The organism is Ruegeria sp. CL3 (assembly GCF_056536505.1).
The window spans coordinates 181890-202967 of sequence record NZ_JBQFPT010000002.1 but is presented as its reverse complement, the minus strand read 5'-3'; the positions used below and the strand labels follow the sequence as shown (position 1 = coordinate 202967).

The following is a 21078-nucleotide window of genomic DNA, read 5'->3' as shown; positions in this document are numbered from 1 at the left end:
AAAAGAGCAGTAGTCAATTGTAGCCAACCGGGCCGGGCATTAATCGCCCGACCCGGGGCAGGGGGTCTATCACTTGTTCGTCTTGACCTGATCCTGGCTGACAACCTCGGGGGCAGGTGTGGGGAAGGTCAGATCAGGTGTCAGGGTATTCATTGTTGGGCCAAAAGCCTGTGCTTGGGACGCGACAACAGTGGTGGCCACTACAAATGCAATCAGGAAGGGTTTCATGTCTCTACTCCGGGTTTTGGCTGTGCCGTGGAATAGAAATGAACAGTTCAGTTTAGTTTTTCAAGGGCAAAAATGAACTAACCGGTTTACTTTTTTGCATGGGAGGTATGCAAAATGGAAAAGGGGCCGCATCAGATGATGCCCGGACAGATCCTATCGCGCTCTTGCGACCCGGACCCCGGACGGGTAAACGCCCCCTAACGCATATGAGGTTTTCCGATGTCGATTGACCAAAGCACCGCCGCCAAGGTGGCCAAACTGGCCCGGATCAAGGTCGAGGATGACGCGCTGCCCGCGCTGGCGTCCGAGTTCAACACCATCCTTGGGTTCATCGAGCAACTGAACGAAGTGGATGTCGAAGGCGTCGAGCCGATGGTCTCGGTCGAGCCGATGCGCCTGAAACGTCGTGAGGATGTGGTCACCGACGGAAACCAGCAGGACAAGGTTCTGGCCAACGCCCCCGACGCCCGCGAAGGCTTTTTCGCAGTCCCCAAAGTGGTGGAGTAAGACATGAGCGATCTGAACAAACTGGGCCTGGCCGAGGCTCGCGATGCGCTGCGCAAGGGTGACGTGACCTCGGTAGAACTGACCGAATCCTGCCTGACAGCCATTGATGACGCCGACGCGCTGAACGCTTTTGTCCACAAAACGCCCGAGATCGCGCTGGAACGCGCCAAGGCTGCAGATGAGCGGATCAAAGGTGGCGACGCGCCGTCGATGTGTGGTCTGCCGATCGGCATCAAGGATCTGTTCTGCACCAAGGGCGTGCCCTCACAGGCGGCATCCAAAATTCTGGAAGGCTTCAAGCCCGAATACGAATCCACCGTATCTCAGCAACTGGCCGATGCTGGTGCTGTTATGCTGGGCAAACTGAACATGGACGAATTCGCCATGGGCTCGTCCAACGAAACCTCGGTCTACGGCAACGCAGTCAGCCCGTGGCGTCGCGGCAATGACGACGCGCAGCTGACACCGGGCGGTTCGTCGGGTGGCTCGGCGTCTGCTGTGGCCGCAGATCTGTGCCTGGCCGCGACCGGCACCGACACCGGCGGTTCGATCCGCCAGCCTGCCGCCTTTGTTGGTATCACCGGTATCAAGCCGACCTATGGCCGTTGCTCGCGCTGGGGCATCGTCGCGTTTGCCTCCTCGCTGGATCAGGCCGGTCCGATGACCAAGAATGTCCGCGACGCGGCGATCATGCTGGAAACCATGTGTGGCCATGACGCCAAGGATTCCACCAGCGCCGAACTGGCTGTCCCGAATTTCGAGGCGATGCTGACCGGTGATATCAAAGGCAAGAAGATCGGTATCCCGAAAGAGTACCGCATGGACGGCATGCCTGCCGAGATCGAAAAGCTCTGGGCGGATGGCGCCGCGATGCTGAAAGACGCGGGCGCCGAAATCGTGGATATCTCGCTGCCGCATACCAAATACGCGCTGCCAGCCTACTACGTGATTGCGCCTGCCGAGGCGTCCTCGAACCTCGCCCGCTATGATGGCGTGCGCTATGGCCGCCGCGCGCAGCTATCTCAGGGTGACGGTATCACCGAGATGTACGAGAAAACCCGCGCCGAGGGCTTCGGTCACGAGGTGCAGCGCCGCGTGATGGTCGGGACTTACGTGCTGTCGGCGGGCTTCTACGACGCCTACTACAACCGCGCCCGCAAGGTCCGCACCCTTATCAAGAAGGACTTCGAGGATGTCTTCGCTGCGGGTGTCGACGCGATTCTGACCCCGGCCACCCCGTCCGCATCCTTCGGTCTGGGCGAGATGACCGAGGCCGATCCCGTTCAAATGTACTTGAACGACGTCTTCACCGTGACTGTGAACCTTGCCGGTTTGCCGGGGATCTCGGTGCCTGCAGGGCTCGATAAACAAGGGCTGCCGCTGGGTCTGCAACTGATCGGTAGGCCCTGGGAAGAGGGCGATCTGCTCAATACCGCCTATGCGTTGGAAAACGCCGCCGGTTTTGTGGCAAAACCGTCGAAATGGTGGTAAGCCTCGGGCCTGAAAGACATCAGACACGGAGGCGCAGCATGCGCTCTTTGCCTCTCATCGCGGCGATCTCGCTGATCGCCGCCTGTGATACGGTCACACCGATTGGCGGAACCGATTTCAACACGCCCGAGTATCAGGCCCAGCGTGAGGCGCAACTGTCCGGGCAGGGGAGTGTCGTAAACCCGCTGCTTGCCCCGGTGGATGTTTCGGAGCAGGCCCTAGGTGCACCGGGTTCGGCGTCGAACCTGCCAGTTGCGACCGGTGCCAATGCCGATATTGCCAATCAGACGGCGGCGGCTTTGGCCAGCACTTCGGCGCAACCAACGGTCACTCCCGTGCCCAACAATACCGGCATCTCCGACGAACAGGATTTTGGAGCCGTGTCCGAGCGCCGCAGCATCGAATCCGACGCTGCTCGCATCGAACAGAACCGCCAGACCTACGAAGTGGTTGCCCCTACGGCCGTGCCTGAACGTGGCAGCGACGGGCAGCCCAACATCGTGCAATACGCACTCAGCACATCCAACCCGGTGGGCACCCAGCTTTACAGCCGTGCGGGGTTCAACCTGCAGGCCAAAGCTCAGCGTAACTGCGCGCAATTCCCCTCGCCCGACCAGGCCCAGATCGCCTTCCTGTCGAACGGAGGGCCACAGCGCGACCGCAAAGGACTGGACCCGGATGGCGACGGCTATGCCTGCAGCTGGGACCCGAGCCCGTTCCGCAGTGCCATCAACAACTGAGCCTGCGCCGATCTGGCACGCCTCGCCGAATTTCGGCCCCCGCCGCGATGGTCTGACGCCGACACTGATTGTCCTGCACTACACAGCGATGGATAGCGCTCAGGCCGCGCTGGAGCGCCTCTGCGACCCACAAGCCGAGGTATCGGCGCATTACCTGATCGGTTGTGATGGCACGCTCTGGCAAATGGTGCGCGAGGAGGACCGGGCATGGCACGCCGGTGCGGGCGAGTGGCATGGTCAGATCGACATCAACTCGCGCTCCATCGGGATCGAACTGGATAACACTGGAGCACATCCTTTCTCGGATCTGCAAATGGCAACGCTGGAAATCCTCCTACCCCAGATCATGTCGCGCTGGGCGATTCCGCCCGAGGGCGTGATTGGCCATTCCGACATGGCCCCCGGCCGAAAATGCGACCCCGGAGCAAAGTTCGATTGGCAGCGGCTCGAACGTCAGGGCTTGGCCTCCAAACGCGGAACCCAAACTGCCCAGGCAGACACATCATACGACAGCTTCCGCACACTGGCCCGCGCCGCAGGTTTCACCACAGATGTCCCGAACGAGACGCTCCTGGCGTCCATCCGCCTTCGATACCGCCCCTGGGGCACGGGCCCGCTCTCCCCAGCCGACTTCAAGGCCTTCAGCCCGCCCCCACACGCGACCTGATCCGCTCTTCATCTGGCCAAAAATATCCCGGGGATGAATTGGCTGCAGGCCAAGAACGGGCTGGCCCCTTCCTCCGCCCCATCCACCCTTGACGCGACCGGGAACACAGCATACCCACCCCTCTGCGCGGAGGGCCGGATGGCCGCTGGGGTCGCAAGACCCGAGAGGAAAGTCCGGACTCCACAAGGCAACGGTGCCGGGTAACGCCCGGGCGGGGCAACCCGACGGAAAGCGCCACAGAAATCAGACCGCCTGCGGCTTCGGTCAAAGGTAAGGGTGAAACGGTGGGGTAAGAGCCCACCGCGCCGCTGGCAACAGCGGCGGCACGGCAAGCCCCACCGGGAGCAATGCCAAATAGGGTCCCCGCGCGGGATGGTCGGCGTCTGCCGATACCACCGCTAAGCGTGTCTTGGCCGAGAGGGACCGGGTTGGCAGCTTGAGCCGCGCAGCAATGCACGGCCTAGAGGAATGGTCATCGAAGGGGGCAACCCCGGAACAAGATCCGGCTTACAGGCCCTCCGCGCGTATCCTATCGTCAGTTTCCGGGTGGCGTGTAAGCCCCGACCAGTTTCGCAGCCTTTTTCTGAACCGCCACGAAGTCCTTCGCTTTCCAAGCTCTTACGGTTTCTATGTTGGATACCGCGCCCGAGGCGGCAACCGCCATGCCTACTGCAACCGCGTCCGTCTCGTCCGGTGCTTCGCTGATAACAACCACGTCGTTATCCCCCGTCGTAATGTAGAAGGCTAAAAGCTTGGCACCGACCTTCTTCAACAGCGCTTTGACGGCGTCCGTCCGATCGGATGGTTTGCCGACCATCCCCTTCGCGCCTTTTTGGGAATAGGATGCATAGGTGATAAAAATAGGCATGGATTCCTCCTGACTGAAGTTGAGGGACCTTTGATTGGGCCGGTCCTTTGGCCTGAAATCCGATCCGAGGCGCGCGCTAAGGCACGGCCACCAGCCAGACGCCAAGAATGATCAGCGCCGCACCGCTTGCAGGCACCAGCCACATGGCGCGCGGCATCAACTTCTCCAACGCGACGTAAATGGCGACGCCGACAATCCAATAGAGGTTCATTACTCCGCCCACGAACAGCAGCAGCATCAGGGCCCAGCAGCAGCCCAGACAATAAGCTCCGTGCAGCGCGCCGGTGCGGAATGCGCCGAAGGCGTAGGGTCTGTTGTGATCGGCCAGAAAACGCGCCGGGCTGCGGCAATGGCGTAGACAGGCGGTTTTGAGGCTAGACAGTTGGTACAGCCCCGCTGCGATCATAACGCACCCGGCCGCCGTCCGGGAGCGGATGGTCATCATCGGGCCATCGGACAGTCCAACAGCTTCCAACAGCCATTGTGCGCCGGTCGCCAGCACGCTGAACAAGGCCCAGGCCACCAGATAGCCGGCCAGAAAAAAAAGGCTCAGCCGCGCCGTATTGGCCTTATCCGGCCCGACCCGTTTCAACGCCATGAACAGCAGAACAGTAGGGGCGGCGCTGGGCGTCATCATCGCGATCATCATCACCCACCACATCAGGAAGATCAGCACGGCATAAGGCGCCGTCCAATGCACCTCGGTCGCCATCTGCATCGGATTGCCAATCGGGCGGGCCATCCGGGTCATGTCCACAGCGGTCATGTTCATGCCAACACCGGCAATCGTGTACCACGATGCCGCCAGAATGATCAGCGCGACACAGACCAGAACAACGCCACGGTCATGCCGAAGCACCCGATCGACCAAATGGCTCGGTGTTGGGGATTCAGTCATTGGACACCCTGCCTAAGCGCCCAGAACCCCATGTCCTGAGATGTTGAGATGCGCCAGATGCGCGTGGGTGGCATCAAAGGCCAGGCTGATCGCAGCGCCCGTGGTTTGGGCTGAGCCCGAGGCCGCCTCGGCGGTGCGATATTCGAACCCGTTGGGCAGATGGAACGCCGCACGATGCGGGTCTCCGGTCACGATATTGGGGATCGGTCTGACATTCACATCGAACACACCGGTCACTTTCGCATAGCCGGTCCGGTCCTCGCGGCTCCAGTCCAATTCGATCGGAACGTACAGAGTTTCGTGTTTCTTGGGTGCCATCGCGCTGAAGACGTACCACATGGTCGCCATTTCATCGGTATCTTCGCCCGTCATGATCGCCTGCAATGCAGCGCGCTGATCGGCAGAGGCGCTTTCGTCGATGACCAACTGCATCTGGCCATTGCCTTCATGGATCGGGCCGGGCCAGTAATACACGCCTGCTGCCCGCACACCGGAAAGATCCGTGTCGCCATAGTGGCCGGATTCAATATCGAACACGACAACGGCTTCGCAATTGCCATGGGTGGGTAGAACACTGAACTGGCATGGGCAGCCGAAGTTGCAGTTACAATTGGCCAGCTCTTCGGCCTGCAGTTTCCATTCTGTCATGATTAACCCCCAAACACGCATAAATGTACTCTGCCGTGATAGGGTCGCGCCTGATATCAATGCCTCGAAGGCCGGGCTTGGTGCCAGCTTCTGGGTCGTTCGAATTTCGCGACCATATCACGAAAGCGTGATCGCGCCAAATCCGGTGCGAGCGTGGAACTCAGCTTTTGTGCGCCTCACTTGCGGAATCCGGTTGACTCGGGCGCGCGACGGGGTAAAAGCGCACGCTCATAGGAATTCAACCGGAAGGCCCTGCCTTTTCGGACGCAGGAGATAACCATGGCGAAGCCGACGACAATCAAGATCCGCCTGAACTCGACCGCGGGCACGGGCCACTTCTACGTGACCAAGAAAAACGCGCGTACGATGACCGAGAAAATGACCATTCGTAAATACGACCCGGTCGTTCGGAAACATGTCGAGTACAAGGAAGGCAAGATCAAGTAATCTGCCGTTCCAATTGGACATTTTGAAAAGGGTTCTGAATTGTCAGAGCCCTTTTTCTTTGTGACGCATACGCTGGTGTCGCCATGTGAAACGAACAGGTCCGTTGCAGGGACGCATCAGCGCCGCGCCCCTTCGCACCTGGCGCGGCTTGCTTTTTGCATCTCGCTACCGCTACGGTTTAGCAACTCGCCACAAAATGTTGACCGTCATGAAAAAAATCTTGCTACCGACAATCGCCGTTTTGACCCTCGCGGCTTGTGAAGACCCCTTCAATCGCCAAGGTGTCGGGTTCACCGGGATTGATGGTGAACCGCGCACGGTGTCCGATGTTCCGGGAGCCGTTGCCTTCTTACCGCCAGCGACCAATGTCCCGGCCGAGCTTGCAGAATTGCCCACCGTCTCGGTCCTGTCCGACAAGGTCGGGATCGATAAGATTGCCGGTGTGGCAATCGAAAATGGCGGTCAGTCGCCTGCAAACGCAGTGGAACTATCGGGAAGCAGCCAGAACCTATATCTGAGCACAGTGAATGTGAACGGCACCCTGTTCGGAGTTGTTCGGACTCGCTCAAACAGCACTCGGGTCGATAACTCTGTGGGGGCGGCGTTTGGTAGAGAGACCGAACGCTTTACCGGTTGCCTGCCTGCAGGAGATGTCTACAGCAAGGGCTCATCCGATCGCAGTTCGGGCTTTGCGGTTCCGCTGAACTGCAGCTGATCCGGTCAAAGATCAGTTGACTTGAAAAAGGGCGGGGATTTACTCGCCCTGTTCATTTGCACCGATAGCTATTCGTCCCAATCAAGGCGGTGTTAGCCATCCTCAAGGATGCGTGCGAGGTCGGGCCGGCGGAAAGCCGGACCTTTCAGCACCTTGCCATCTTCGCGCAGAACCGGTTTCCCATCGACGCCCAGCTTGGACATGTTCGAGGCATGGACCTCCTCCATCGCCGCTTGTTTGACGCTGTGTAGGCCGAATTCCAGAAAGGTGCCGTCCAGCACGTATTGGATGTCACACAAGGCATCCAACACCTCGACCAGATTGCCATCCTCGACCGCTGCGCGCAGCTCCGCGACTTCCTCTTCGAGGATCGCCAAACGCATCTGCGCGCGCGTCTCGGGGATCGCGGGCGTATCCACGACCGGAACGTCAAAGGCTTCGTGCCAGTCCCGAACGATGGTCAGAGTGTCCTTTGCCATCAGAAATCCCAATCCTCGTCCTCGGTCGCAACTGCTTTGCCGATGACATAGGAGGAGCCCGAGCCCGAGAAGAAGTCGTGGTTCTCGCTATCCGGGCTGAGGGCGGCCAGAATCGCCGGGTTCACCTCGGAGACTTCCGGCGGGAAAAGGGCCTCGAACCCGAGGTTTTGCAGCGCCTTGTTAGCGTTGTAGTGGAGGAAGACCTTCACGTCCTCGGTCAGGCCGAGCTCGTCATAGAGTTCCTCGGTGTATTGGTTCTCGATCCCGTAAAGTTCGAACATCAAGCCAAAGGCATAGTCCTTCAACTCCTGCTGTTCGGCCTCAGAGAGCTTCTCGTAGCCGCGCTGGAATTTATAGCCGATGTAATAGCCATGAACGGCTTCGTCCCGAATGATTAGGCGTATCAGGTCGGCGGTGTTGGTCAGCTTGGCGCGGCTGGACCAGTACATCGGCAGGTAGAAGCCGGAGTAAAATAGGAAGCTTTCCAGAAACACCGAAGCGATCTTGCGTTTCAGCGGGTCATTGCCCGGAGCGTATGTGTTCAGGATCGCCTCGGCCTTGGCCTGCAGATGCGGGTTTTCTTCGGACCAGCGGAACGCCTCGTCGATCTCTTTGGTCGAACAGAGCGTCGAGAAGATCGAGGAATAGCTGCGCGCGTGTACCGCCTCCATAAAGGCGATGTTGGTCAGCACCGCCTCTTCGTGCGGGGTTACGGCATCCGGCATCAGGGCAGGGGCACCGACCGTGTTCTGGATCGTGTCCAGCAGGGTCAGGCCGGTGAATACGCGGATGGTCAGCTGCTTTTCATGGTCCGTCAGTGTCGCCCAGCTTTGGATATCATTGGACAGCGGCACCTTTTCGGGAAGCCAGAAATTGACCGTCAGGCGGTTCCAGACCTCAAGGTCCTTGTCATCCTCCAGCCGGTTCCAGTTGATGGCGCGGGGGATCTTGGTTTGGATCATGTCTTTCATGTCAGTGGCCCCTTACAGCGAGCAGGATACGCAGCCCTGCACCTCGGTCCCTTCAAGGGCCTCCTGGCGCAGACGCACATAATAAATGGTTTTGATGCCTTTCTTCCACGCGTAGATCTGCGCGCGGTTAATGTCGCGTGTCGTCGCCTCAGCCGGGAAGAATAGGGTCAGCGACAGGCCTTGATCGACGTGTTCGGTCGCCGCCGCATAGGTGTCGATCAGCGCTTCGGGGCCGATCTCATAGGCATCGCGGTAGTATTCGAGGTTGTCATTGTTCATGAAAGCCGCCGGATAGTAGACGCGACCGATCTTGCCCTCTTTACGGATTTCGATCTTCGAAACGATGGGGTGAATCGAAGAAGTCGAGTTGTTGATATAGCTGATCGATCCGGTGGGCGGCACCGCCTGAAGGTTGCGGTTATAGAGGCCGTGTTTCATCACATCGGCCTTCAACTCTGCCCAGTCGTCGCTTGTGGGTAGGGTCACGCCGTCGAACAGAGCCTTCACCCGATCGCTTTCGGGAAGCCAGTCACGGGTGGTATATTTGTCGAAGAATGTGCCCGAGGCGTAGTCGGAGGTCTCGAACCCCTTAAACGACGCCTTGCGTTCCTGCGCCAGTTCGCAGGAGGTGCGGATCGCGTGATAGGCTATGGCCGCGAAATACACGGATGTGAACTCGACCCCCTCAGGCGAGCCATAGTGGATGTGCTCGCGGGCGAGGAAGCCGTGCAGGTTCATCTGTCCCAGACCAATTGCGTGGCTCTCATCATTGCCCCGACGCACCGATGGGACCGAGTCGATTGCCGACATCTCGGACACCGCCGTCAGCGCGCGGATCGCAGCGCCGACAGTACGACCCAGATCGCTGCTATCCATCGTCTTGGCAATGTTCAGCGAGCCGAGGTTGCAGGAGATATCCGTGCCCAGATGGGAATAGCTGAGGTCATCGTTGAACTCAGACGCTTCATTGACCTGCAAAATCTCGGAACACAGGTTCGACATGTTGATCCGGCCCGCAATGGGGTTCATCCGGTTCACCGTGTCTTCGAACATCACGTAGGGGTAACCGGATTCGAACTGAATCTCTGCAACGGTCTGGAAGAACTCACGCGCATTGACCTTGGATTTGCGGATTCGCTTGTCATCGACCATCTCGTGATACTTCTCCGTCACCGAGATTTCCGAGAACGGCACGCCATAGACCTTTTCTACGTCATGAGGCGAGAACAGGTACATATCCGCGTTTTTCTTCGCCAGCTCGAAAGTGATGTCAGGGATCACCACGCCAAGGCTCAGCGTTTTGATACGGATTTTCTCATCCGCGTTTTCGCGCTTGGTGTCGAGAAAGCGCATGATGTCCGGGTGGTGTGCGTTCAGATACACCGCACCTGCGCCTTGCCGCGCACCCAGCTGGTTGGCGTAAGAGAAGCTGTCCTCTAGCAGTTTCATCACCGGGATCACGCCCGAGGACTGGTTCTCGATCCCTTTGATCGGTGCGCCGTGCTCGCGGATATTGGTCAGCAGCAGCGCCACACCACCACCGCGCTTGGACAGTTGCAGGGCCGAGTTGATGCCGCGCCCGATGCTCTCCATATTGTCCTCAAGCCGAAGCAGGAAGCACGAGATCAACTCCCCGCGTGAGGCTTTCCCGGCGTTCAGGAAGGTGGGCGTGGCGGGCTGGAAGCGACCGTCGAGGATTTCCTCCATGAAAGACAGGGCCAGCGCCTCATCACCGCGTGCCAGCGCCAGTGCGGTCATGACGACGCGGTCCTCATAACGTTCCAGGAACCGCTGCCCGTCACGGGTTTTCAGCGTATAAGAGGTGTAATATTTGAACGCGCCCAGAAAGGTCGGGAACCGGAACTTCTTGGCATAGGCCGCATCCCAGATCTTCCGCATGAAGTTCTTGGAATACTGGTCCAGAACGGCCTCTTCGTAGTAGCCCTCGGAAACCAGATACCCGAGCTTTTCGTCCAGCGAGTGGAAGAACACGGTGTTCTGGTTCACGTGCTGCAGGAAATACTGCCGCGCGGCCATACGATCGGCATCGAACCGGATCTTCCCCTCACCATCGTAGAGGTTCAGCATCGCGTTCAACGCGTGGTAGTCCTGCTCGTTTACGCTGCTGTCGAGCATAGGTTTCTCCCTAGTTTTTCCAGCCCGGCGCGGACGCGGGCGATGTCGGTCTCTGTTCCGGCCAGCTCAAACGTATAGAGCAGCGGTACGTTGCATTTCTGGGCGATGATGCGACCGGCCAAAGCGTAGGTCGCACCGAAATTGCGGTTTCCTGTGCCGATCACTCCAACGATCCCGGCGCGTCTGTCCGGGTCGTTCAGAAACCGGATCACCTGTTTCGGAACCGCCCCGCGCCCTTCGCCATCGGCATAGGTGGGGCTGATCAGCACGTAGGAGTGTCCGGGGTCAGGCAGCGGGTCCATTCCATTCGGAATGCGGAAAGAGGTGAGGCCCAGCCGCGAGACAAAGCGGTGGGTGTTTCCGGATTTCGATGAGAAATAGACCAGCGCCGGGATCGGCGTGGTCATGGGTCAGGCCAGTTGGGCGATCATGTCCGGGCGGAAACCCGACCAGTGATCACTGCCTGCCACAACGACAGGGGCCTGACGATAGCCCAGCTCGGTCACATGGGTCATGGCGCTGTCGTCCTGGGTCAGATCGATGACGTCATAGGTGATGCCTTTTGCATCCAGCGCGCGGGTGGTGGCGGTGCATTGTACGCATGCGGGTTTGGAATATACGGTAATGCTCATGTCGTCCTCTGTCCTTTTAATGAATGCCGAGGACGCTGCGGGCAAAATGAACCCTGAACACGCCCCCGAACCCTCCGTTCGCGGTTTTCTTTCTTTGCTTACGGCAGGTCTCCTGGCTCGCGGATTGATGTTCGGACTGGCCTTCCCAAAAGCTCGCTTTCAGTGGCGTATTCAGCCGAACTATCCGCTTACAGTTGCGGGGGCAGCGCCGGTTTTTCACCGGTTTCCCTCTTAGCTTTCAACAGGAATCGAAAGAACCGAAGCAACACCATATTGGGGTTGGTGGTGGCGTGTTGTCAATATATGGTGTAGCGAAGAACAAAAATTTCTTCGCTTGCACAACCTGCCGCGGGCGCTAAGGCGGTTTACTTTTTCCGCTTGGGCACTGCGTTGCCACCCTTCATCGCAGCCGCACGTGCGCGGTTTTTCTTGCTGCTTGGCTTGCCTTTGGGCGGAGGCGGGCCTTTCGGACGGCGCGCGGGCTTCTTGTGCTGATCGCCCGAGGGGGCCTCATCCCGTTTGGGCCGCGTTTCGGGTTTGGGTTTCTCGGCCGATTTCCGGCGCGGTTTTGCGGGCTGGGGCTCAGCCGCGCGGGCCGGACGTTCAGCACGTTCGGGGCGCTTCTTGCCCTTGAAGTCGCGCTTGAGACCTTTGCGGCCACCACCGGAAAAGGCGGGCGGCGCGTCTAGTTGCACGAGGGTCTTGGTGCCTTCGACGGTCATCTCGGGGCCGATGGCCTTCAGGAAACCTTCGACACTGCTTTCGCGAATCTCGATATAGCTTTCGGTGTCGGCAATGCGGATCGCGCCGATATCGTCTTTGGTGATCTTGCCCGCCTTGCACAACATGGGCAGCAGATAGCGCGGCGAGGCGTTTTCGTTGTGCCCCTCCGACAGCGAAAACCACACGCTTGGGCCAAAGGGGACGTTCGGCTTTGGTGCTGCATCCGGCGTGTCGCTTAGCTCCTCCGGGGCGGAGTGTTTGCGCCCGTATTGACGCAGATAGGCCGCCGCCAGTTGCTGCGGTGAAAAGCGCGAGACCAGATCATCAATCAGAGCACTTTCGCCCTCGGTCACATCCACGGTCCAATCATCCGAGCTGAACATCCGCTGCATGTCCTGCGCCTGAACCTCATCGGCTGAGGGCGCAGACCCCCAATCGGCAGTCAGCTTGGCGAATTTCAACAGGCGTTGCGCCTTTTTGAACGATGCGGGCGGCACGATCAGCGCGCTGACGCCTTTGCGCCCGGCGCGTCCGGTTCGGCCCGAGCGGTGCAGCAGCGTTTCATGGCTGTTCGGCAGTTCCGCGTGGATCACCAGATCAAGGTTCGGCAGGTCGATGCCGCGTGCGGCCACATCGGTCGCAACACAAACGCGAGCGCGTCCGTCGCGCATGGCTTGCAGCGCGTTCGAACGTTCGCTTTGCGTCAGCTCTCCGGACAGGGCTACGACCGAGAATCCACGATTCGACAGCCGCGCCGTCAGGCGGCTGACCATGGCGCGGGTGTTGCAGAAGATGATGGCGTTGGGGGCCTCGTAAAAGCGCAGCACGTTGATGATTGCGTTCTCACCATCGCGCGGGGCCACATTCATCGCGCGGTACTCGATATCGGCATGTTGCGTGCGCTCGCTGACGGTGCTGACGCGCTCGGCATCGCGCTGGTAGCGGGCGGCGAGGGAGGCGATGGCGCGGGGAACCGTGGCGGAAAACAGCAGAGTCTGACGCTCGGACGGGGTCTGTTCCAGAATGAACTCAAGATCTTCGCGGAAGCCCAGATCGAGCATTTCGTCGGCTTCATCCAGAACCACGGCGCGCACAGCGGTCAGGTCAATTGTCTCGCGCATGACATGGTCGCGCAGACGGCCCGGCGTTGCGACCACGATATGCGCGCCGCGCGCTAACGCTCGCCGCTCGTCTCGCATATCCATTCCGCCGACACAGGACGCGATGAATGCCCCTGCATCCGCATAGAGCCATGCCAGTTCGCGTTTGACCTGCATCGCCAATTCGCGCGTCGGCGCGATGACCAGCGCCAAAGGCGCGCCCGCCGCATCGAATACATCCGCGTCGCCCAAAACGGTCGGGGCGATGGCGAGGCCGAAGCCAATGGTTTTCCCCGACCCGGTCTGTGCCGAAACCAACATGTCGCGACCTTCTAAGTCGGGCGCGGATACGGCGGTTTGGACAGGGGTCAGCGTGTCATACCCTTTGCGATCAAGGGCGTCTTGAAGTGTTTGTTTCATGGCTCGGCTCGTTGGGATGCTGCGGTCACCCTCAGAGCGTCTAACACGCGGATGATCGTCGAAGGGCACTCCTTACTGAGTGAGGCGCCGAATGTATAGTGCGGAAAGCGAGCTGTGCGATCAAACACTGCATGAACGCTTTATGAAGGTTCCTTCAGGAAAGTTGTAACCCGCCGCACTCCTCCCAATCTTTTGAACACAGCCAGAGATGGCCCCAATTTCAGGGAGAATGAGACCATGACCAGATTTATGACTGCCGGAGCAGCCGCTCTGGCCACGAGCCTAGCCCTTGGCACTGCCGCTGCCGCCGAAACCATGCCTGATCTGCGCGGTATTTGGACGGCCAGCCAGACTACGGTTTCGCCGTCGAATTCGGCTACCGGCGATGCTCCGCGATTTAACCAGTCGGAATGGGTGCTCGAAATTCAGGTCCAGAACGACAATGCGTTCTGGGGTCCGAGTATGTGGCGACGCAATGCCATGGATGACTGGACGATGTACGAGGCCACCGGTTCCATCAGCCAGGATGGCTCTGGAAAGATCGGGATTGTCGAAAGCTCGGCCGAGCCGGCGATTGGCGTGAACGCCTTGATCGACGCGCGCTACGAAGATGGGCGAATTTATGCGGATTTCCGTAGCCTGCGGACTGGAACAACCTACAGCACCGTTCTGGAACGTCAGGTGAACTGAAGCGTTTCCGGCCCGGTCGGACTGTAGGGGGTACAGACTGTCGCCCGATTTTGACTGCGGCAGAATAGTAGGTAAACCGTCCGGGTCGGAACGCTTCTCAATATCGGAAAACTCGTCTCCACAGGGAGGAGGCGGACCGGACGGTGATTTCGCTGCTCGCGACGGGATCTAGTGTATGCCGGGTTTACACGCCGTGTTCCTCGGCCCGGGTTATTCGGATCTCGCGAACCTTCAGCGCGGAGTCGCGCACGGTGAAAAATTCGCCGTCCGGTCCAAGCTCCATTTCAGAATGGCATCCTATCCGCAGTATGCCGCAGATTCTGTTGGGAGGATTTGTCCAGTCGACCTCTTGCGAGCATATCTGCTCTGCCTACGCGATTGACGTCAGTAGGGTCGGCGTTTTTAAAGCGTCGGTTAAGGATCATTACCGGGTGCAAGTCTCGCTTTGACAACCGTCTTGCAAATATGTTCGACAGCACAGGCGATCATGGAGGGAATTTAGCGCTATTTCAGTCCGAACGATTCGGTTTTGCAGACAGCGCGGCGTTGTCAGTTTTTTGCAATTTGCGATCAGTTTATCGTCTGTTGCACTTTGCGCTTGCAGCAATTCGCAACATTCCGGTCAGAATTTAGCGAAAAGAGTTTTGCAATTCTAACCCTACGTGGTTTTCGAGAAATCCGCAGTTATCCACAGTACCCTCCCGGCAGATATCAACAACTTATCCCCGTCTGATTTCCATGCTGCAGTGCTATTTTCTTGCCCGATAACGGGTGCAATGCAAGATTGGTTTCACCGCTGGAGTTCCTCGGATCAGAAGGCGGGATGCAAAGGCCAAGGGGGTCTGCGCAGGGAAAGTTGATCTTAGGATTGACGTTTTTTTGCAAGGGCTTACCGGTGGGTGGTGCATCGAGTTGGGGCTTCGTGTCTTGGGTCGACGGATCATCTTCTCAAATGGGCTTTGTGCGTCGCGGCGACTTTCGAGTTTGTGGCGGCGGCTGCGGTTCCCTCGGGGGCCGGGGCAACTGGATCGAAGTGGTCTTAGGACAAACTTCGTCCGGGTAAGGCGTCAGGGGTTGCCCGCAAGGGCGCATGCAAAGACCGCGTCTGCGCACCTGACGCCTTTTCCCTTGCTGGCTTCATGCAGGCTACCACCCACCCCTCGTCAGAATGGGAACGGGGCTCTTTCGCATGTGCAAAAGAGCCCCGTGTTAACGTCAGATGATGCAATGCCGCGTCTATGCACCTGTCCTTGCATAATAGCCAGTTCAGCCTACAGCATCAACAACATATTGCGTGCGTCATCCTGCGATCCGCAAGATGAAGGCGTAAATCAGAGGTTTTCCTGCACGTCCGAGGCTGCGTTTTGGATCGCATCGCCCGCTTTTTCGATGTCTTTGCCCGCGCCTTTGGCGGTTTCGCAGGCGGTCAATGCAAATAGGCTCAGGCCAATCAGAATTGCGCGGATCATGTTTTTCTCCTTCATGCTCGATCAGGCCTTCGGTAGCAGTATCTTACTGAGGAGGCTAGCACTTTTGCGGTTTACCGGGGGTCGCGCTGCGTCTACGCCTGCGGCCTGCCGGGCAAACTATTAATGCCCTGTGTTTTCGCTGCAGAACAGCTCATAGACGGTTTCCAGCATCCGACGGGGCTTGTCATCGGCCAGTCGGTAATAGATCGCTTTGCCGTCGCGGCGGGGCGTCACCAGCCCTTCCAACCGCAAACGCGACAACTGCTGCGACACGGCGGCCTGGCGGGCGGACAACAGGGTCTCAAGCTCGGTGACAGATTTCTCGCCCGACGCCAGATGGCACAGGATCATCAGACGCCCTTCGTGGCTAATTGCCTTCAGAAAATTCGCCGCCCGCGACGCGTTTTCGACCATTTGGTCAAGCTCTGCTGAAGGGGTGTCCTGGGTTACTTGGGGGAGTGCCATCTTTACTTCGTTCCTTACGATCCCGCTGTGGGTGAAGCCTGCCATATACTACTTGTCGGATAAGTACATCCAATTTGCTTGTTTTGCACTTTTGCGCCCATATGCATGAATCAAAATACCGTGATCAGATCGACTGTGTGCGAAAAAGTGCCGTTTTCGGCCCCTCTGAGGTGGGAGCCGAAGACAAGGGCCGCCGTGGCTTGCGAACAGTTTGCAAGGTCGTTCTTGCCGGCCCCCCTTGCAGCCCCCCAGTGGCGACACTAAGACTCGGGTAACTCTTGTTGGGATAATGTCCCGATCCATAGCAAAGCAGGCAGGTTCCGAATGTTCGATCCAGTAGATACCTATATGAATACGCTCGTGCCCATGGTCGTTGAGCAGACCAGTCGGGGGGAGCGCGCCTATGACATTTTCTCGCGCCTGCTCAAAGAGCGGATCATCTTCATCAACGGTCCAATTCACGACGGGATGAGCCATTTGATCGTCGCGCAGTTGCTGCACCTTGAGGCGGAAAACCCGAACAAGGAAATCTCAATCTACATCAACTCGCCCGGCGGTGTGGTGACCAGCGGTTTGTCGATTTACGACACAATGCAGTACATCAAGCCGAAATGTTCCACATTGGTCATCGGTCAGGCGGCCTCGATGGGGTCGGTTTTGCTGGCAGGCGGCGAGGCGGGCATGCGCTTTTCGCTGCCGAACAGCCGGATCATGGTTCATCAGCCCAGCGGCGGATATCAGGGCCAGGCCAGCGATATCATGATCCATGCCGCTGAGACGCAGAAGCTGAAAGATCGCTTGTATGACATCTATGTACGTCACACGGGTCAGACTAAGAAGTCGGTTGAAAAGGCTCTGGATCGTGACAACTTCATGAGTCCCGAAGAGGCCAAGGATTGGGGCCACATCGACGAGATCGTCGAAAACCGTGCCAAGATGGACACGGAAGAGGCCTAAGAAACGCGTCCCGCGCGCCAAGCGCGGGGCCATTTTGAGATTGTAGCCGCCAGAGCGCTGGCCTAAGCTGCACGAACATGCGCAAGCGTGCCCCACAGGTAGGGGCGCAGAGACGAAGCCCGAAAGGTAGATCATGGCGACGAATTCAGGCGGTGACGGCAAAAACACGCTCTACTGCAGCTTTTGTGGAAAAAGCCAGCATGAGGTGCGCAAGCTGATCGCAGGCCCGACCGTTTTCATCTGTGATGAATGCGTCGAGCTGTGCATGGACATCATTCGCGAGGAAACAAAGGCCAGCGGTCTGAAATCCTCGGACGGGGTACCGACACCCAAGGATATCTGCGAGGTTCTGGACGATTACGTAATCGGTCAGGCCACTGCCAAGCGGGTTCTGTCGGTTGCGGTCCACAACCACTACAAACGTCTGAACCACGCCCAGAAAGCGGGTAGTGATATTGAATTGGCCAAGTCGAACATCCTGCTGATCGGTCCGACCGGTTGCGGCAAGACGCTGCTGGCACAGACGCTGGCGCGTATTCTGGATGTGCCGTTCACCATGGCCGATGCGACGACGCTGACCGAAGCGGGTTATGTGGGTGAGGATGTTGAGAACATCATTCTGAAGCTGCTTCAGGCCAGCGAATACAATGTCGAACGCGCGCAGCGTGGCATCGTCTATATTGACGAGGTCGACAAGATCACGCGCAAGTCCGAAAACCCGTCGATTACTCGTGACGTCTCGGGTGAGGGTGTTCAGCAGGCGCTGCTGAAACTGATGGAAGGCACAGTCGCTTCGGTTCCACCTCAGGGTGGACGTAAACATCCGCAGCAGGAGTTCCTGCAGGTGGACACCACTAATATCCTGTTCATCTGTGGCGGCGCGTTTGCCGGTCTGGATAGGATCATCGCGCAGCGCGGCAAAGGCTCGGCAATGGGCTTTGGCGCTGACGTGCGCGACAATGACGAGCGTGGAGTGGGCGAAATCTTCCAGGACCTCGAGCCGGAAGACCTGCTGAAATTCGGATTGATCCCGGAATTCGTTGGCCGTCTACCGGTTCTGGCCACGCTGGAGGATCTGGATGAGGATGCTTTGGTGACCATCCTGACCAAGCCCAAGAACGCTCTGGTCAAACAATACCAGCGTTTGTTCGAGCTGGAGGACGCGGAACTGTCCTTTACCGATGAGGCGCTGAAATCGATCGCGAAGAAAGCGATCGAGCGTAAAACCGGCGCTCGGGGGCTGCGTTCGATCCTCGAAGATATTCTGCTGGATACGATGTTCGAACTTCCGGGCCTGAAAAATGTGACGGAAGTGGTCGTAAACGAAGAGGCTGTGACCTCTGACTCGCAGCCGTTGATCATTTATGCGGATGCAGTGGCGGAGTCGGCGTCGGCTGGCTAACGGGTAAGGGGGCGCTGCCCCCGCCGCCTTTCAGGCGACTCCCCCGGGATATTTCCAGCCAGATGAACAGGGGATCCTTTACTTCATCTGGCCATAAATATCCCGGAGCGCGAGGCAGAGCCTCGCATAAATTCATGATATTCAAATACTCGGAGAAATGAGCCGTGACCGCAATCAAGCGTATCTCTTCAGGTGGTGAATTCGAGGGCAAGGTTGGCTATTGCCGCGCCGTGGTGGCCGGAGGGTGGGTTCACGTTTCCGGCACTGTTGGACAGGGTGAGAGCGTTGTAGATCAATGCAGATCAGCATTGGACGTCATTGGGGAAGCATTGGTAGAGGCTGGCGCAAGTTTGGCCGATGTTGTTCGTGTAACCTACATGCTGCCCAACCGGACCGAGTTCGAGTCGTGCTGGCCCGTGTTGTCCGAGGTTTTTGGAGCCAATCCACCGGCTGCGACGATGATTGAATGTGGTTTGATTGACCCCCAATACCGGATCGAGATCGAAGTGACCGCTTTATTGCCGCAGTGACGCAGTCACGCGGCGGGTACTGGACCTTGGCGCGCCTTTGGGTCATACCTTCTCGGGACCGAATTGCCGGAGGCAGATCATGGGCATCCTGAACACTCTTTTGCGGGCCGTAACCTGGTGGAATGGGGCAACCCTTAACACACAGATTTTCACTGCGCGTAAAGGTGTTAAAGTTGGCGAGGACAATGAAGGTAACGTCTTTTATAGAACCGCCGATGACAGCAAACGCTGGGTGATTTTCAATGGTGAGGCGGAAGCCAGCAGGGTTGATCCCGATTGGCATGGGTGGCTGCACCGCACTTGGGATGAACCGCCGACAGACAAACCGTTGGCGCACAAGGCCTGGGAAAAACCGCATCAGGAGAACCTGACAGGCACCGCGCTTGCTTACACCCCCGCGGGGTCCTTGCGCCGGGCAGAGCCTGTTGAGCGTAAGGACTACGAGGCCTGGAGCCCGGAATAAGACGAGGCGAGCAATGTCGACCCACAACTGGACCGAAGTATTCGTCGGCGGTGCCGTCTTGGCCTGCGCCGTCGCGTTTGGTGTTTATGCCAGTCAATCCACCGGCCTGTCACAAGGCAGTGCCGGATATAAGCTTGGGGCGTCCTTCAGGTCGCTGGAAGGGGTCAATGTCGGAACCGATGTGCGCCTTGCGGGTGTCAAAATCGGGACCGTTACCGACGTGACCCTGAACCCTGAGACATACCGCGCTGATACGACCTTTTCGGTCGCGGATGGTGTCCTCGTGCCAGATGACAGCGCCATCGTGATTTCCTCCGAAGGGTTGTTGGGGGGCAATTTTGTTGAGGTGATGCCAGGCGGATCTCCGTTCTATTTTGAGCCGGGTGATCAGATCGAAGATACGCAGGGCGCGGTCAGCCTGATCTCGTTGCTGGTGAAGTTCGTCGCCGGAGACGGCAGCGAATGATGCGCGCTCTGGCATTTGCGTTGGCGCTGGCCGCGACATCCGCGACAGCTCAGCAAACGGTTCAGTCCGGACCCGGCGCGATGTTGCGTGGCTTGGATAAGGTCAACGGTCAGACCGTGGATGTTGAGCTGCAGACTGGTCAGACACAGGCTGTCTTTGGTCTGGATGTTGCATTGGGGGATTGCCGCTATCCCGTCGATAACCCCACCGGGGATGCGTTTGCCTTCCTGACCATATGGGAACAGGGCAAGGCGGAGCAGTTGTTTGACGGCTGGATGATCGCGACCTCTCCGGCACTGAACGCTTTGGATCATTCGCGTTATGACGTTTGGGTGATCCGCTGTATCACCCCATCGGCGGACTGAGGCACCTCGGCCGCAAAGTCGGCGCTATCGCCAATCGCTTCTTCCAGCGCTTTTCTGTAGTCACTGCGGGGGATTTCGATCGCACCGAGTGAGGCCAAATGGGCGGTCAGAAACTGAGTGTCGAATAGCTGAAAACCGGTCTGTCGCAGGCGGTCCACCAAATAAGCCAGCGCGATTTTCGAGGCGTCGGTGCGACGTGAGAACATGCTCTCGCCAAAGAACGCAGCGCCCAGAGCCACTCCGAAAACGCCTCCGACAAGCTGGTCATCTTCCCATACTTCCAGAGAATGTGCTTGGCCTGCGCTGTACACCTGTCGATACAGGTCGCGCAGCTCGGCGTTAATCCATGTGTCCGCACGATCGGCACACCCATCGACGACGCCTTCAAAATCCTGATTGATCGAGATGGAAAAGCCGCATCTCCGTATCCGCCTTGCAAGGCTGCGCGAGATGTGGAAACCGTCCAGCGGGAAAACCCCGCGGAATTTGGGGTCGACCCAGAACAGGTCCGGGTCATCACGATGCTCGGCCATCGGGAAGATGCCGATCGAATAGCCATGCAGCAAAAGTTCTGGTGACAGACTCATGAGGAACATCCAAG

At 58.5% G+C, this 21078-nt stretch carries 26 protein-coding genes, 1 other RNA gene and 1 riboswitch; of the genes, 14 read left to right on the top strand and 13 right to left on the bottom strand.

Translation table 11 applies throughout. The features are described 5' to 3' along the window. Nucleotides 1–69 precede the first annotated feature (69 nt). The gene (locus tag ACR0NO_RS03335; protein ID WP_170460730.1) at nucleotides 70–228 is read right to left on the bottom strand and encodes a hypothetical protein; all 159 of its coding nucleotides are present in this window, start codon (nucleotides 226–228) and stop codon (nucleotides 70–72) included. A 219-nt stretch (nucleotides 229–447) separates the two neighbouring features. Between ACR0NO_RS03335 and gatC the strand changes: the two genes are divergently transcribed. From gatC to rnpB, 5 genes are all read left to right on the top strand, one after another. Then, complete coding sequence (gene gatC / locus ACR0NO_RS03330; RefSeq protein ID WP_170325838.1) at nucleotides 448–735, top strand: Asp-tRNA(Asn)/Glu-tRNA(Gln) amidotransferase subunit GatC; 288 nt, start codon at nucleotides 448–450, stop codon at nucleotides 733–735. 3 nt (nucleotides 736–738) lie between these two features. Then, nucleotides 739–2226 carry an Asp-tRNA(Asn)/Glu-tRNA(Gln) amidotransferase subunit GatA gene (gene gatA / locus ACR0NO_RS03325; protein WP_419739045.1) on the top strand — a complete coding sequence of 496 codons (1488 nt, stop codon included), beginning with the start codon at nucleotides 739–741 and terminating at the stop codon, nucleotides 2224–2226. Between the two features lie 38 nt (nucleotides 2227–2264). After that, complete coding sequence (locus ACR0NO_RS03320) at nucleotides 2265–2966, top strand: hypothetical protein (RefSeq protein ID WP_170768500.1); 702 nt, start codon at nucleotides 2265–2267, stop codon at nucleotides 2964–2966. After that, nucleotides 2950–3633, top strand: a complete 684-nt coding sequence (locus tag ACR0NO_RS03315) for an N-acetylmuramoyl-L-alanine amidase (RefSeq protein WP_480722963.1) — start codon at nucleotides 2950–2952, stop codon at nucleotides 3631–3633. The genes ACR0NO_RS03320 and ACR0NO_RS03315 overlap by 17 nt, the downstream gene beginning before the upstream one ends. A gap of 126 nt (nucleotides 3634–3759) precedes the next feature. Next, nucleotides 3760–4159: RNase P RNA component class A (gene rnpB, locus ACR0NO_RS03310), an RNA gene on the top strand. A gap of 9 nt (nucleotides 4160–4168) precedes the next feature. Here rnpB and ACR0NO_RS03305 read toward each other — a convergent pair. The 3 genes from ACR0NO_RS03305 to ACR0NO_RS03295 form a co-directional block, all read right to left on the bottom strand. After that, a complete protein-coding gene (locus ACR0NO_RS03305) occupies nucleotides 4169–4501 on the bottom strand; it encodes a GYD domain-containing protein (RefSeq protein ID WP_170374847.1) in 333 nt (110 codons plus the stop codon). A gap of 76 nt (nucleotides 4502–4577) precedes the next feature. Further along, complete coding sequence (locus ACR0NO_RS03300) at nucleotides 4578–5399, bottom strand: DUF2182 domain-containing protein (protein WP_480722962.1); 822 nt, start codon at nucleotides 5397–5399, stop codon at nucleotides 4578–4580. Nucleotides 5400–5411: 12 nt separating this feature from the next. Continuing rightward, on the bottom strand, nucleotides 5412–6047 hold the full coding sequence (locus ACR0NO_RS03295; RefSeq protein WP_480722961.1) for a DUF1326 domain-containing protein: 636 nt from the start codon (nucleotides 6045–6047) through the stop codon (nucleotides 5412–5414). Nucleotides 6048–6326: 279 nt separating this feature from the next. Between ACR0NO_RS03295 and rpmG the strand changes: the two genes are divergently transcribed. Together rpmG and ACR0NO_RS03285 are read left to right on the top strand one after the other, a co-directional pair. After that, nucleotides 6327–6494, top strand: coding sequence for a 50S ribosomal protein L33 (gene rpmG / locus ACR0NO_RS03290; RefSeq protein WP_037309480.1), 168 nt, complete (start codon nucleotides 6327–6329; stop codon nucleotides 6492–6494). 208 nt (nucleotides 6495–6702) lie between these two features. Then, a complete protein-coding gene (locus ACR0NO_RS03285) occupies nucleotides 6703–7209 on the top strand; it encodes a hypothetical protein (RefSeq protein ID WP_170374852.1) in 507 nt (168 codons plus the stop codon). 92 nt (nucleotides 7210–7301) lie between these two features. On the opposite strand, the gene ACR0NO_RS03280 is transcribed toward ACR0NO_RS03285, so the two are convergent. The 6 genes from ACR0NO_RS03280 to ACR0NO_RS03255 all read right to left on the bottom strand — a co-directional run bounded on the left by ACR0NO_RS03280 (nucleotide 7302) and on the right by ACR0NO_RS03255 (nucleotide 13670). Further along, nucleotides 7302–7688: a pyrophosphohydrolase domain-containing protein gene (locus ACR0NO_RS03280; RefSeq protein WP_480722960.1), complete on the bottom strand. Its 387-nt coding sequence runs from the start codon at nucleotides 7686–7688 to the stop codon at nucleotides 7302–7304. Next, nucleotides 7688–8659 carry a class 1b ribonucleoside-diphosphate reductase subunit beta gene (nrdF, locus tag ACR0NO_RS03275; RefSeq protein WP_170374857.1) on the bottom strand — a complete coding sequence of 324 codons (972 nt, stop codon included), beginning with the start codon at nucleotides 8657–8659 and terminating at the stop codon, nucleotides 7688–7690. The genes ACR0NO_RS03280 and nrdF overlap by 1 nt, the downstream gene beginning before the upstream one ends. A 12-nt stretch (nucleotides 8660–8671) precedes the next feature. Then, nucleotides 8672–10795, bottom strand: coding sequence for a class 1b ribonucleoside-diphosphate reductase subunit alpha (nrdE, locus tag ACR0NO_RS03270; protein WP_480722959.1), 2124 nt, complete (start codon nucleotides 10793–10795; stop codon nucleotides 8672–8674). Beyond that, a complete protein-coding gene (gene nrdI / locus ACR0NO_RS03265; RefSeq protein WP_480723111.1) occupies nucleotides 10777–11190 on the bottom strand; it encodes a class Ib ribonucleoside-diphosphate reductase assembly flavoprotein NrdI in 414 nt (137 codons plus the stop codon). Before nrdI ends, nrdE begins: the two co-directional genes overlap by 19 nt. Nucleotides 11191–11205: 15 nt before the next feature. Then, nucleotides 11206–11427, bottom strand: a complete 222-nt coding sequence (nrdH, locus tag ACR0NO_RS03260) for a glutaredoxin-like protein NrdH (protein ID WP_170374861.1) — start codon at nucleotides 11425–11427, stop codon at nucleotides 11206–11208. Between the two features lie 85 nt (nucleotides 11428–11512). Further along, a riboswitch (cobalamin riboswitch) is annotated at nucleotides 11513–11704 on the bottom strand. Between the two features lie 88 nt (nucleotides 11705–11792). Then, a complete protein-coding gene (locus ACR0NO_RS03255; protein ID WP_480722958.1) occupies nucleotides 11793–13670 on the bottom strand; it encodes a DEAD/DEAH box helicase in 1878 nt (625 codons plus the stop codon). A 237-nt stretch (nucleotides 13671–13907) separates the two neighbouring features. Between ACR0NO_RS03255 and ACR0NO_RS03250 the strand changes: the two genes are divergently transcribed. Further along, nucleotides 13908–14360, top strand: a complete 453-nt coding sequence (locus ACR0NO_RS03250) for a hypothetical protein (RefSeq protein WP_480722957.1) — start codon at nucleotides 13908–13910, stop codon at nucleotides 14358–14360. Between the two features lie 1331 nt (nucleotides 14361–15691). Here the strand turns inward: ACR0NO_RS03250 and ACR0NO_RS03245 are convergent. Next, a complete protein-coding gene (locus ACR0NO_RS03245) occupies nucleotides 15692–15829 on the bottom strand; it encodes an entericidin A/B family lipoprotein (protein WP_170374868.1) in 138 nt (45 codons plus the stop codon). Nucleotides 15830–15949: 120 nt separating this feature from the next. Further along, nucleotides 15950–16294 (bottom strand): metalloregulator ArsR/SmtB family transcription factor, encoded by a 345-nt coding sequence (locus ACR0NO_RS03240; RefSeq protein ID WP_170691766.1) that lies wholly within the window; start codon nucleotides 16292–16294, stop codon nucleotides 15950–15952. 324 nt (nucleotides 16295–16618) lie between these two features. Between ACR0NO_RS03240 and ACR0NO_RS03235 the strand changes: the two genes are divergently transcribed. The 6 genes from ACR0NO_RS03235 (at nucleotide 16619) to ACR0NO_RS03210 (ending at nucleotide 20477) form a co-directional block, all read left to right on the top strand. Beyond that, nucleotides 16619–17251, top strand: coding sequence for an ATP-dependent Clp protease proteolytic subunit (locus ACR0NO_RS03235; protein WP_170374872.1), 633 nt, complete (start codon nucleotides 16619–16621; stop codon nucleotides 17249–17251). Between the two features lie 133 nt (nucleotides 17252–17384). Continuing rightward, nucleotides 17385–18653, top strand: a complete 1269-nt coding sequence (clpX, locus tag ACR0NO_RS03230; RefSeq protein ID WP_480722956.1) for an ATP-dependent Clp protease ATP-binding subunit ClpX — start codon at nucleotides 17385–17387, stop codon at nucleotides 18651–18653. A gap of 164 nt (nucleotides 18654–18817) precedes the next feature. Continuing rightward, nucleotides 18818–19183, top strand: a complete 366-nt coding sequence (locus tag ACR0NO_RS03225) for a RidA family protein (RefSeq protein ID WP_480722955.1) — start codon at nucleotides 18818–18820, stop codon at nucleotides 19181–19183. Nucleotides 19184–19262: 79 nt separating this feature from the next. Beyond that, nucleotides 19263–19646 carry an NADH:ubiquinone oxidoreductase subunit NDUFA12 gene (locus tag ACR0NO_RS03220; protein WP_170460766.1) on the top strand — a complete coding sequence of 128 codons (384 nt, stop codon included), beginning with the start codon at nucleotides 19263–19265 and terminating at the stop codon, nucleotides 19644–19646. Nucleotides 19647–19659: 13 nt separating this feature from the next. Beyond that, nucleotides 19660–20112 carry an outer membrane lipid asymmetry maintenance protein MlaD gene (gene mlaD, locus ACR0NO_RS03215; RefSeq protein ID WP_480722954.1) on the top strand — a complete coding sequence of 151 codons (453 nt, stop codon included), beginning with the start codon at nucleotides 19660–19662 and terminating at the stop codon, nucleotides 20110–20112. Continuing rightward, complete coding sequence (locus ACR0NO_RS03210) at nucleotides 20109–20477, top strand: DUF2155 domain-containing protein (RefSeq protein ID WP_170468105.1); 369 nt, start codon at nucleotides 20109–20111, stop codon at nucleotides 20475–20477. Before mlaD ends, ACR0NO_RS03210 begins: the two co-directional genes overlap by 4 nt. Here the strand turns inward: ACR0NO_RS03210 and aat are convergent. Then, entirely contained in the window at nucleotides 20432–21064 is a 633-nt protein-coding gene (aat, locus tag ACR0NO_RS03205; RefSeq protein ID WP_480722953.1) for a leucyl/phenylalanyl-tRNA--protein transferase, read from the bottom strand. The two genes, ACR0NO_RS03210 and aat, sit on opposite strands and share 46 nt — an antisense overlap. Nucleotides 21065–21078: the final 14 nt, after the last annotated feature.

Coding starts and splice junctions, on each gene's coding strand:
- ACR0NO_RS03335 (WP_170460730.1), bottom strand. CDS start 228: ATGAAACCCTTCCTGATTGCATTTGTAGTGGCCACCACTGTTGTCGCG.
- gatC (WP_170325838.1), top strand. CDS start 448: ATGTCGATTGACCAAAGCACCGCCGCCAAGGTGGCCAAACTGGCCCGG.
- gatA (WP_419739045.1), top strand. CDS start 739: ATGAGCGATCTGAACAAACTGGGCCTGGCCGAGGCTCGCGATGCGCTG.
- ACR0NO_RS03320 (WP_170768500.1), top strand. CDS start 2,265: ATGCGCTCTTTGCCTCTCATCGCGGCGATCTCGCTGATCGCCGCCTGT.
- ACR0NO_RS03305 (WP_170374847.1), bottom strand. CDS start 4,501: ATGCCTATTTTTATCACCTATGCATCCTATTCCCAAAAAGGCGCGAAG.
- ACR0NO_RS03300 (WP_480722962.1), bottom strand. CDS start 5,399: ATGACTGAATCCCCAACACCGAGCCATTTGGTCGATCGGGTGCTTCGG.
- ACR0NO_RS03295 (WP_480722961.1), bottom strand. CDS start 6,047: ATGACAGAATGGAAACTGCAGGCCGAAGAGCTGGCCAATTGTAACTGC.
- rpmG (WP_037309480.1), top strand. CDS start 6,327: ATGGCGAAGCCGACGACAATCAAGATCCGCCTGAACTCGACCGCGGGC.
- ACR0NO_RS03285 (WP_170374852.1), top strand. CDS start 6,703: ATGAAAAAAATCTTGCTACCGACAATCGCCGTTTTGACCCTCGCGGCT.
- ACR0NO_RS03280 (WP_480722960.1), bottom strand. CDS start 7,688: ATGGCAAAGGACACTCTGACCATCGTTCGGGACTGGCACGAAGCCTTT.
- nrdF (WP_170374857.1), bottom strand. CDS start 8,659: ATGAAAGACATGATCCAAACCAAGATCCCCCGCGCCATCAACTGGAAC.
- nrdE (WP_480722959.1), bottom strand. CDS start 10,795: ATGCTCGACAGCAGCGTAAACGAGCAGGACTACCACGCGTTGAACGCG.
- nrdH (WP_170374861.1), bottom strand. CDS start 11,427: ATGAGCATTACCGTATATTCCAAACCCGCATGCGTACAATGCACCGCC.
- ACR0NO_RS03255 (WP_480722958.1), bottom strand. CDS start 13,670: ATGAAACAAACACTTCAAGACGCCCTTGATCGCAAAGGGTATGACACG.
- ACR0NO_RS03250 (WP_480722957.1), top strand. CDS start 13,908: ATGACCAGATTTATGACTGCCGGAGCAGCCGCTCTGGCCACGAGCCTA.
- ACR0NO_RS03245 (WP_170374868.1), bottom strand. CDS start 15,829: ATGATCCGCGCAATTCTGATTGGCCTGAGCCTATTTGCATTGACCGCC.
- ACR0NO_RS03240 (WP_170691766.1), bottom strand. CDS start 16,294: ATGGCACTCCCCCAAGTAACCCAGGACACCCCTTCAGCAGAGCTTGAC.
- ACR0NO_RS03235 (WP_170374872.1), top strand. CDS start 16,619: ATGTTCGATCCAGTAGATACCTATATGAATACGCTCGTGCCCATGGTC.
- clpX (WP_480722956.1), top strand. CDS start 17,385: ATGGCGACGAATTCAGGCGGTGACGGCAAAAACACGCTCTACTGCAGC.
- ACR0NO_RS03220 (WP_170460766.1), top strand. CDS start 19,263: ATGGGCATCCTGAACACTCTTTTGCGGGCCGTAACCTGGTGGAATGGG.
- mlaD (WP_480722954.1), top strand. CDS start 19,660: ATGTCGACCCACAACTGGACCGAAGTATTCGTCGGCGGTGCCGTCTTG.
- ACR0NO_RS03210 (WP_170468105.1), top strand. CDS start 20,109: ATGATGCGCGCTCTGGCATTTGCGTTGGCGCTGGCCGCGACATCCGCG.
- aat (WP_480722953.1), bottom strand. CDS start 21,064: ATGAGTCTGTCACCAGAACTTTTGCTGCATGGCTATTCGATCGGCATC.